Annotated in this window: 9 protein-coding genes and 2 pseudogenes; 5 read left to right on the forward strand and 6 right to left on the reverse strand. The window is 67.6% G+C overall.

The window, feature by feature from the left end; genetic code table 11:
• From AOK22_RS15515 to AOK22_RS43985, 4 genes and pseudogenes are all read left to right on the forward strand, one after another.
• A pseudogene (locus tag AOK22_RS15515) lies at positions 1–396 on the forward strand (bile acid:sodium symporter family protein); the annotation flags it as partial.
• A 364-nt stretch (positions 397–760) separates the two neighbouring features.
• A complete protein-coding gene (locus AOK22_RS15520; RefSeq protein WP_055699240.1) occupies positions 761–1,258 on the forward strand; it encodes a sigma-70 family RNA polymerase sigma factor in 498 nt (165 codons plus the stop codon).
• The gene (locus AOK22_RS15525; RefSeq protein ID WP_055699241.1) at positions 1,251–1,913 is read left to right on the forward strand and encodes a hypothetical protein; all 663 of its coding nucleotides are present in this window, start codon (positions 1,251–1,253) and stop codon (positions 1,911–1,913) included. The genes AOK22_RS15520 and AOK22_RS15525 overlap by 8 nt, the downstream gene beginning before the upstream one ends.
• A gap of 311 nt (positions 1,914–2,224) precedes the next feature.
• A pseudogene (locus tag AOK22_RS43985) lies at positions 2,225–2,470 on the forward strand (IS5 family transposase); the annotation flags it as partial.
• 225 nt (positions 2,471–2,695) lie between these two features.
• Here AOK22_RS43985 and AOK22_RS15530 read toward each other — a convergent pair.
• The 5 genes from AOK22_RS15530 to AOK22_RS15550 all read right to left on the reverse strand — a co-directional run bounded on the left by AOK22_RS15530 (position 2,696) and on the right by AOK22_RS15550 (position 6,922).
• Positions 2,696–3,004 carry a hypothetical protein gene (locus AOK22_RS15530; RefSeq protein ID WP_055699242.1) on the reverse strand — a complete coding sequence of 103 codons (309 nt, stop codon included), beginning with the start codon at positions 3,002–3,004 and terminating at the stop codon, positions 2,696–2,698.
• 224 nt (positions 3,005–3,228) lie between these two features.
• Complete coding sequence (locus tag AOK22_RS15535) at positions 3,229–4,023, reverse strand: ABC transporter permease (RefSeq protein ID WP_055699243.1); 795 nt, start codon at positions 4,021–4,023, stop codon at positions 3,229–3,231.
• Positions 4,020–4,256 carry a P-loop NTPase family protein gene (locus tag AOK22_RS41465; protein WP_055699244.1) on the reverse strand — a complete coding sequence of 79 codons (237 nt, stop codon included), beginning with the start codon at positions 4,254–4,256 and terminating at the stop codon, positions 4,020–4,022. The genes AOK22_RS15535 and AOK22_RS41465 overlap by 4 nt, the downstream gene beginning before the upstream one ends.
• A gap of 289 nt (positions 4,257–4,545) precedes the next feature.
• Positions 4,546–5,127 (reverse strand): snapalysin family zinc-dependent metalloprotease, encoded by a 582-nt coding sequence (locus tag AOK22_RS15545; RefSeq protein WP_055699245.1) that lies wholly within the window; start codon positions 5,125–5,127, stop codon positions 4,546–4,548.
• Positions 5,128–5,614: 487 nt separating this feature from the next.
• Positions 5,615–6,922 carry a retropepsin-like aspartic protease gene (locus tag AOK22_RS15550; RefSeq protein ID WP_079036584.1) on the reverse strand — a complete coding sequence of 436 codons (1,308 nt, stop codon included), beginning with the start codon at positions 6,920–6,922 and terminating at the stop codon, positions 5,615–5,617.
• Positions 6,923–7,195: 273 nt separating this feature from the next.
• Here AOK22_RS15550 and AOK22_RS15555 point away from each other — a divergent pair, with 273 nt between their 5' ends.
• Positions 7,196–7,903, forward strand: coding sequence for an SDR family NAD(P)-dependent oxidoreductase (locus tag AOK22_RS15555; protein WP_055699247.1), 708 nt, complete (start codon positions 7,196–7,198; stop codon positions 7,901–7,903).
• Positions 7,904–8,022: 119 nt separating this feature from the next.
• Here AOK22_RS15555 and AOK22_RS15560 read toward each other — a convergent pair whose 3' ends face one another.
• Positions 8,023–8,787, reverse strand: coding sequence for a hypothetical protein (locus AOK22_RS15560; RefSeq protein ID WP_055699248.1), 765 nt, complete (start codon positions 8,785–8,787; stop codon positions 8,023–8,025).
• Between the last annotated feature and the right edge of the window lie 320 nt (positions 8,788–9,107).

Here is a 9,107-nt window from a genome sequence, read left to right on the forward strand (position 1 = left end):
AGGATCACGGCCGCGGCCGTGCCCGGCGCGCTGCTGGGCTCGCTGCTGCTCACCTACGTCAACGCCAGCGGCGCGCTGGGGACGTTCCTGGCCCGCCCACGTCCTCTGCTGTTCGTCGCGGCAGTCACGGTGGCCGCAATGGTGTGCGCGTTCTCGTTCCTCCTCGGCCGCCTCACGGCCCACGCCCTGCACCTGGACGGGCCGGTGGCTTCCTCTCTCACACTCGCCTGCGGAATGAACAACAGCAGTGCGAGCGCGGTCCTGCTGACCACCGCACTGCCCGACAAGCCGCATCTGCTGCTGCCCGTACTCGCGTACGGGCTGTTGCAGAAGTCCGCCGCGAACTGGGTGGTCCGGCTGCGTGTTCAGTCGGCGCCCTGTGCCGGAACACCCTGATCAGCGCCGGCTGCTCCGTGGCCGATCACCGATTCGACTGCGGTGAGCAGGGTGAACGAGGTGGGCGCCATGCCCGCCACATGGAGGCGCCGCCGAGGCGAAGAGCAAGGTCGAGGGCACGGCCGTTGCCGAGACCGCCGCGGTGCCGCGGCCGTGGACGCGGGCGTCGCCGAACACAATGCCGAGGATCTCGGCCACCCGATGAGCAGCGCACCGCGGGGAACGTGGCCCCCCTCGCGCCAGTCCGACGCAGCTTCGTCCAGCTGCTACGAAGTACGCAGGCCGAGTGGCGACGTACCTCTATGACATTCGCCAAGGGACATCTGCGTGTAAGCGGATCGCGGGCGCGGAGCGTAGTAGGAGTGTGAAGCAGCTGGAGTTCAAGGAGTTCTACCGGGCGGACAAGGACGTGTGCCTGCGGGCCGTCCTGGCGAGCGTGGGTGACCGGCAGCTGGCCGAAGATCTGGTGGCCGAAGCCTTTACCCGCGCATGGACGAGGTGGTCGAGGGTGAGCCGACACCCGTCACCGAGAGCCTGGGTCGTACGGACCGCGCTCAACACCCGGATCACCTGGTGGCGACGTCGACGGCGCGAAGTGACGCTCGCCGAGGCTCACGAGAGCTCCGGCCCTCCGGCCACCGATGCCGCCTTGGACCCCTCTCTGCTGAACATGCTGCGTCAACTGCCGCAGCGCCAGCGGGAGGTGATCGCCTTCCGGGTCTTCCTCGATCTGGACACGGCGACCACCGCCAAGGCACTCGGGATCGCGTCGAGCACCGTAACAGCCCATCTGGCACGGGCCGTTGCGGCATTGCGCGGCGAACTCGTATCCGCACCCCAGCAGGAGGATCATGATGAGTGACACCGACACCACAAGGCTACTGAACACACTCAGGGGATCGCTGGACGACATCCGCCTGTCCGTCCCCCTCGATGACATCGTCGCGGCCGGGCAAGCCCGCCGACGGCGGCGCAAGGTCGCGGGCGTCGCCGCCGTGGCCCTCACCGCCGGCCTCTCGGTAGGTGTCCCCACCCTCAGCAACCCGTCGACCGCCCCGCCCTCCTACGCCACGTCCGGAGCCGGGGTGCACATCCATACCGCCGCGTACAGCGTGGACAGCCAGAAGGACGGCACAGTGCACGTCACCTTCGACAAGGAGCGGTACTTCAGGGACCACAAGGGCTTGCAGCGGGCGCTGCGCAGTGCAGGGTTCCCCGTCCTCATGAAGGTCGGCGTGTTCTGCAAGGGGCCCAACGACGACGGGAAGCTGAGCCCGTCGGGCGAGGGGGCCGGTGTGGAGCGCGTCAGGACTGGTGTACGGGAGGACGACGGCCGGGTCAGTCTCATCTTCAAGCCGGAGAACATGCCTCCGAACACCCAGTTGTTCATCGGCTACCTCAACGCGTCCCAACTGGCCTCTGTCCACGGCAATCCCGGATCCGTGGAGCGCCTGGTGCCGACAAACGTCAAGCTGACGTGTGACACGGTGGCACCGCCTGAGCACGTGTACCGGTAGGAGCGCACAGAGCATGGTGTGATGGGCAGATGTCATGGCGTCTGCCCATCACGACTGCGGGCCCGCGCACCGCCTCTGAGCAACAAGCAGTTGTTCAGTGCCCAGGCCGGGCGTATACGCGGTCCCGTGAGCACCCGGCAGCAGATTGACGGGCCACGGCACGACCTTCGGTCAACCTGCACGACATCCACCCCTGCCGACGCCCAGCCGTCGCACCACGCCGGTGATCGTTTGCGGTCACCGCACCAGGCCGTGTATCGATAGGGATCTTGACCTGTGAATAATCGTGCTTCATGGGGCGGGGATCCGAGGGCTACCTGCGCAAGGAACCACCCGGCGGCGTCTTCACCGAGCCCCGTGACCACGGGCTGGGACGCTCCCGCGGTGGGTTCACGACCAAGCTGCACTTGACTGTCGAGCAGGGGCAGAAGCCTCTATCGATTGTAGTGACGGCCAGTCGTGGCGACTCATCACAGTTCGAGGCCGTGCTGGAGAAAGGTCGTGTGCCCCGCGACGGCGTGGGTCGGCCACGTACCCGCCCCGATCGCGTACGCGCAAGGACGGGTGCTGCCGGCTCGAGCATCCAGCTGCTCAGGTCGGGCTGGTTGGTCGTGACCACGAGGATGCCGCCAGGAGACTTCGCATGCTCGACCGCGTAGCGCAGTGGGGTCCAAACGAGGGCCTGACTGCAGGTCGGCTTCCTGCGGAGCCTCCAGCGGCAGGGGACGCCATCGACCGTAATCTGTCTCGACCCCAACGCGGCGCAGCGCGGGCTCGACGGATCAGAGACTGCTGTCGATTCCCGTGACAGCGGGAGGACCGAGCGGAGCATCCGATTCCTTGATGCCTGCCTCTCGCAGGGCGCCGGCGAGGAGCTTTGTGGCGTTCAGTTCGGCCTCGTACCGGTCCGGTGCTTCGACTTCCAGACGGATCGAGAAAGTGTTGTCCTCGTTCAACGTGAGCAGGTCAAGGCCTTCGCTCTCGCTCACCTCTGTGTGTCGTGACGCCAATGCCCGTTCGAGAGCCGACCGCGTGGAGCCGGTGATGTCAGTGAGGAACGTTCCCGGGACGGTAATGACAAAGGTGGTCATGGCAACTCCTCATACGGGATGGCACTTGTACGGTTGCTGCTTCCCCCGTTACCCCGCCTTGAACGGGAATTCACACCCGAGCCTGCCGATCGGTGCACGTCTGCCGGTTTGAGGCGGCTCGTTCCTCAGGGGGCGGGCGGCGCGTCCCACGCGGTCCGTGAAGACCTTCATGACGGTCAGGGCGATGAGTGAGGTCGCAGCGGGTGAGGTCATAGGCGCGTCGACTACCTTTCCCGGGTGACGCGGTCCGCTCGGGTCAGCATCGGCACGGCTACGGTCGCCGCGATCGCCGCCCAGAGGGCTGCCCAGAGCAGGCCGGAGGGATCGCCCGACCAAGTGCCGCGCAGCCAGGCGACCTGGTAGGTGAGCGGGTCGGCGTGGGCCAGGGCCCGCAGGTAGCCGGGCGCCGAATCCAGTGGGTAGAACAGCGGTGCCGCCAGTACCACGGGCAGGGCGGTGATGGTCAGGAGGAAGTCACGAGCGGCGTACGACTGGACGCGGGCGGCGACGGCCGCTCCTGCGGCGATCCAACCGGCGTCGACGAAGAGCGCGGTCAGCACCGTGCTCGTCAGGTGCCATGCCGAGACGTCGGTGAGGCCGCCCAGTGCGGCGGCGAGGATGAGGACCAGCGCGAGTTGGGCGAGGAAAACCGATCCGAGGATCGTGATAATGCTCGACAGGTATCCGGCGGGGCCGCCCCCGTGCAGGGTATAGAGAGCGAACACGCCCCATTTTCGGTCGTTGGCGACATCCGAGACGGCGGCCGTACCGGAGCGGAATGCGAGCATCGCGAACATGCCCGGGACCACGAACGCGAGATAGGCGCCCAGGCTCTGGTTGTGCCCTGCCGCAACCGCTCCGCCGATGCCGGCGGCAAGGAAGAGCAAGTAGGCGATCGGCTCGACGATCCGGCCGTAATAGACCTGCCGCCAGTTCCATAGGGAAAGCCAGTGGAAGCGGACCGCGATCAGGGGACGGGCCAGACGGCGGGCCCGCTGGGGCATCTGCAAGGTACTCATAGGTGCGCGGCCTCGGTCGATGCGAGCTCGGACAGGGTCTCCGCCTGCCGGTCGAGGAACCGCTCCAGGCCCACGACCTCGCAGACCTCCTCCACCAGCGCACGCACACCGCGCAGGGTCCCGCGGCGGAACGCCAGTCCCATCTCTACGTTCTGGCGGACGGTCAACGACCAGTCGATGATCTCCCGCTGGGGGCACCAGCCGAACTCCGCCGGCCCAACGCAACGTTGCACAGTGCCGGAGTGGAAGCGTCGGCGTAGGTCTTGGAGACGGCATCCGCGGTCAGCAGGTTGCTCATAAGAAGCTTTCGAGAGGGTCGGCGGTTCGAAGGGGCGTAGCTGTGGAACGGGTACGTCGTCGGCCCCCGGGACGATGCCGGGCCATCTCGTGGTGGGCTGCGTTGAGTTGGTGTCTGCTCCGTGGACGGCGAAGTACAGCGTCTGCCCGCCGCCGGGCTCATGGCAGGGTGCCCGGTCGCGAGGGTCACAACCGGGCACCGGTGCGCCGAGGAACTTTCAAGGGCTATGGGGCGTCCATCACCAGGCGGCCATCGCTCTGGATGCGCGATGCGGCGGCGTTTGCGTAGGCGGACTCGACTCGGGCCTGCTCGGCGGCGTCGGGGACCGCGTTCCTGCAGCCGGTGCCGGCCGTGGAACCCGACATCAGCTGGGAGCACGGGCCGGGCTTGGTGTCCGGGAGGCCCAGGTTGTGGCCGATCTCATGGGCGGCGATGCGCGTCTTGTCGTATCCCTGGGTGACCGCCTGACTGCCGAGTTCGACGCGGCCGCGGCCGCCCGGGCGGACCGGGCCGATGGTGGCCTGCGGCCAGCCGCTGGTGGCCACGATCTGGATCTCGGCCCGGGTGCCGGGCTGGGCCTCGACCAGCTTCACGTTGTCCACGTTGGCGTTCCATGAGGCGACTCCGGCGGCGATCGCCGCCTCCCAGCCCCTGGCCTGGCTGTCGTCGTAGCGCAGTGTCACCACGGCGGACGCCGACTTGACCGAGGAGCCGTCCGGGGCAGACACCGCGCTCGCGGCGGGCGCCATGGTCAGGGTGGCCGCTAAGGCGGTGCCGGCTATGACCAGCCGTCTGAAGTGAAGCATTGCTGTCCTTTCGGTTGTGGAGGGTGCTCGGTTCCGTCTCCGGAACCGAGAGTGGAAAGGCCGCATACGAGCCTCGGCCGGTGGGCCATCGCGCTCGCCAGCGGGTCAGGGAGACGCCACACGCCCACCGGTGGAGTGAACTGCAGAAGGCAGTGCCGGTCAGGGCTCGACTCCGCGCCGAGGCGATGAGAATGGTGGAGAGAAGGTCGGTGATCAGGGCCGTGGGGCCATGGCGGAACCGGTACGTGCCGTCGCCCGCCTCGCCGCCCGCGAGGGCGATCCGCGCCGGCCGCGATGCCGTCGTACGCCCGAGCGGAGTGTGCCGTTGAGGTGTCAACTCGGTTCAGGGGGCTGGACATGAGCCGCTCCGTTTCGCTCCGCGCCACCGACACCCAGACGTGACGGTACATTGTCAAGTCTGGGTAGCAGCAGCCCCAGGGACCGTGAAATTTCCGCACAGCACCCGGCGCCCGTGCAGTCGCAGTGGTCAGGCGGCCTTGCCTCGGGCGATGTAGAGCTTCATGCCGGTGAAGTCGACGGTGATGTTGTACGGCTTGTGGAAGCTGTGGAAGAAGGACGCTCGCACGTCGAACCCGTAGGGGGCGAGCGCGGCCTGCGGGTGCGTCTCGCAGTAGATGTCCTTGGCCGCGGCGTCGCCAAGACGGATCTCCTTCGGGTAGCAGGGGTAGGTCACCGCTGGGTGGCCGTGGGCGAAAGTCCCGAGCGGACGGTCGTAGTCGCTGCGGATCCCCAACTGCTCGGCCGTCTGCCCGAACACGACCGCTGCGCTCTCGCCGCCGCTTCCTCCGAAGTTCACGCCCACCACCCCTGTGCGGGAGCCCCCGCCGCCGGCGATGGAGCCCCTGGTGTGCAGATACTGCTCAGCCAGCCACAGCGGCAGGGCCTCGGCACCCGCCCGTGCGGCGGTGGCGCGTGCCTTCCTGGCGGTTTCCGGCGTGCGCCGGCGCAGGATCAGCTCCCGGCCCGCGTAGTCGAAAGTGGTCAGCAAGTGGGAGAAGACCCACGTGCCGATCATGCCGGCGCTGTCGGTGCCGACATCTTCGCCGGACTCCGTCGACGACCAGCCCACGGGGATGTTGCGCAGTTCGATGCCGCCCAGCTTGAAGGAGTCGAGTATCCCGAAGTACGCCCATACGGTGCCGTCCTCGAAATCGACCCTCTGACTGGCGACGGGCTTCAGCCCGGCCTCCTTGGCCACCGTCGCGGTCAAGCTCAGATTCGTGGCGCCGGTGTAGAACGTGAAGCTCTTCGTCGGTCCGCCGTTGATCGAGGCCTCCACCAGCGGTGCCGGGTCCATCTGCTGAAATGGCAGCCGCGCGATGTCTCCGTGCACCTGATACGCCTCGCCGCGGACTGCCGCGAACCATTGGGCGTAGGCCTTTTCACCGGCCGCTTGCCAGTGCGGCGCGGAGAGGGCGAGTTTGTCCTGCCGCATGTAGCAGTCACCCAGGAAGTAGTGGGCGTCCTTGTCGTCGGGCGCCAGCCGGATGGCCATCTTGAGGTACTTCTCGGCGTCGGGGAACTCGTTGGCCAGCAGCCCGACATAGCCGCGTCGGCGGGCTGCGTGCAGGTTCTTGGGGTCTCTTCTCAGGATCTCCTCGTACGCGCGGCCGGCCTTCTCGAACTCTCCCGCCTTGAACAGCGCGTCCGCGTCACCGATGCCGGCCACTGCCGAAGCCGCCCCATCCAGCAGCGGAGCGGTCGCCGCGGCGCCGGCCAGCACCGCGGCCCCTCGTAACAGCGAACGCCGGTCCCATTTCCCGTTGTTGCCCACGTCTTCTCCTTCTCGGGGTCGCCTTCGTGGTCACGTTCTGCGTCAGCGGACAGTCGCAACCGCTGAAGCGCGGTGGTTTGTGGCCCCACTGAAGGCGCAGGACTGTTGCGGGGGCGTATGCACTTTTTGATACGCCCGCGATACGACTCCCTGCTTATACGGACTCCGGACTTATACGGACTCCGGTGGAGGCCGGTGCATCCGCGTGCGGCCAATGAGACGAAGAAGAGAGGGAAGAAAGTGCGAATTTGTATGTGAATTCGGGAGTGCGCCATGGACATCGAAGGCTCGCGCGTGTTGGTGGCCGGTGCCACTGGGGTCCTGGGAGGTGCGATCACCGCTGAGTTGGTCACCCGGGGTGCGCGTCCGGTTCTGGCCGGGCGGGATCCGGTCCGGCTCGCCGCCGCCGCCCGGCGCGAGGGCGCTCACGCGGTGTCCTTCGACGCATACGACCCCTCCTCCTGTGCGCGCGTTGTACAGGATGCGGCCACCGCGTTGGGCGGACTGGACGCTGTCGTGACCGCCTTCGGAGCGGTGGCCTTCGGCGAAGCGGGCGAGGTGGGGGATGAAGTCGCGGAGTATCTGATGGCTGTCGACTACCTGGCGCCCGCGGCGTTCTTCCGAGCCGCACTCGGCATCATGGAGCCCGGTTCGATGCTCGCCGCGGTGACTGGTGTGGTTGCCGAGCATCCGCAGCCGGGCATGGCTGATTACAGTGCGTCCAAGGCTGCGCTGAGTGCCTGGCTCGGCGCCGTTCGCCGCGAGGCGCGCGGTATCGGAATTGGTGTGCTGGACGTCCGACCTGGGCATCTGGATACGGGTTTCGCCGGCCGCGCCGTCGCGGGCGCTGCCCCGGCACTGCCGGCAGGAGCCGATATGCAGAAGCTCGTCAGCGCCGTCGTGGATGCGCTGTCGTCCGGCGCCGAGCTCGTGCGCACCGCGCCGGACGGTACGCCCGTCATCGAACGACGAGCACGGTGAGACAAGCCCGAACCCGATGCGACGAGCCCGGTGAACAGCCCGCGCGACCGCTCGGGTGCGTTGTAGCGCAGTCCCTCAACGCCTGTCTTCGAACTCGCGGGGGTTCAAAGGACGGCTTCTCACCGCACCACGACGTTGTCCGCGGTCGACGTCGACGGTCCGGTGGTGGTGTTGCCGTAGTACGCCCAGCGCCACGCACCCGTCTTGGACGCCTTCACGGTCGTCCTGAGATCACCCGAGCCGTTGGCGTGCACCTTCTTCACCGTGGTGTAGGAGGTGGCTCCGCTGGGCTTGAACTGCAAGCTCACCAGGCGGCTTCCGTAGGCGGCGTACTTCTTCGTCTCCCAGTTGGCCCGCGTGACCTTGCCGGTCACGGTGATGGTCTTGCCCTTGGCCACCGGCTCAGGCGCGGCGTTCACACTCAGGCGGGAGTTGCGCTTGACGTAGACGGTCAGACCCTTGTCGTCCGTGTCACCGCCGCCGCCCTTGAAGGACACCTCGGCCGCGACCTTCCAGGCTCCGGCCTCGCTGTTGCGCATGTCCCACACACTGGGGTCGAAGAACATCGTCTCGTTGAAGTCGCAGACGCCCGAGCTCACCTCGTGGCAGTCGCTCGTTTCGATGGCGTGCCACAGCCGGTCACCCGTATTGCCGCGGTACAGGAAGACCGCCGGCCACTTCCACTTGTGGGTGGTCGCCATCCGGAAGGAGGTGGGCGCCGCGACCTCCTTGGACACCCCGATCACGATCGGCTTGCCGCCGTTCACCTGGACGCGGGTGAAGGAGACCCCACCCTCGGCCGCCCCGGCCGGCACCGCCGCCACGCCCGTGAACACCGCCGCCGCGCCACCGGCCACGACAGCTCTCCAGACTTTCTTGCCCACCTGATCTCCGATCTCTGTCTCTCTGTACCGAAAGGCGCCGGAGAGCCCTGCTCCGGCGCCTTTCAGACAGCCGGAGTCCATACGGGGTTGTGCACCGGTGGATCACGATCGGGCATCGGAGGATCTTCGACCCGTGCGCCTGATGGCGAGGGGCACCCAACCGCCGAAGCCGCCGCTGCCGCCGCCCGCGGTGGGCCTGCGAGATCACAGCGCTCACAGCGTCAGCCAGGGACAACTGCTCCGCGGTCAGGACTGTCCTTCATCCGGGGCTGACAACCCGTCTCGGAACCCGCGTCGGAGGTTCCGAGACGGGTTGTCAG

The organism is Streptomyces silaceus, from assembly GCF_001419745.1.
GTDB lineage: Bacteria > Actinomycetota > Actinomycetes > Streptomycetales > Streptomycetaceae > Streptomyces > Streptomyces silaceus.

What these genes read in the sequence shown, in the direction of transcription:
- AOK22_RS15530 (WP_055699242.1), bottom strand. Translation starts at nt 3,004, where the DNA reads ATGACCACCTTTGTCATTACCGTCCCGGGAACGTTCCTCACTGACATC.
- AOK22_RS15545 (WP_055699245.1), bottom strand. Translation starts at nt 5,127, where the DNA reads ATGCTTCACTTCAGACGGCTGGTCATAGCCGGCACCGCCTTAGCGGCC.
- AOK22_RS15555 (WP_055699247.1), top strand. Translation starts at nt 7,196, where the DNA reads ATGGACATCGAAGGCTCGCGCGTGTTGGTGGCCGGTGCCACTGGGGTC.
- AOK22_RS15525 (WP_055699241.1), top strand. Translation starts at nt 1,251, where the DNA reads ATGAGTGACACCGACACCACAAGGCTACTGAACACACTCAGGGGATCG.
- AOK22_RS15535 (WP_055699243.1), bottom strand. Translation starts at nt 4,023, where the DNA reads ATGAGTACCTTGCAGATGCCCCAGCGGGCCCGCCGTCTGGCCCGTCCC.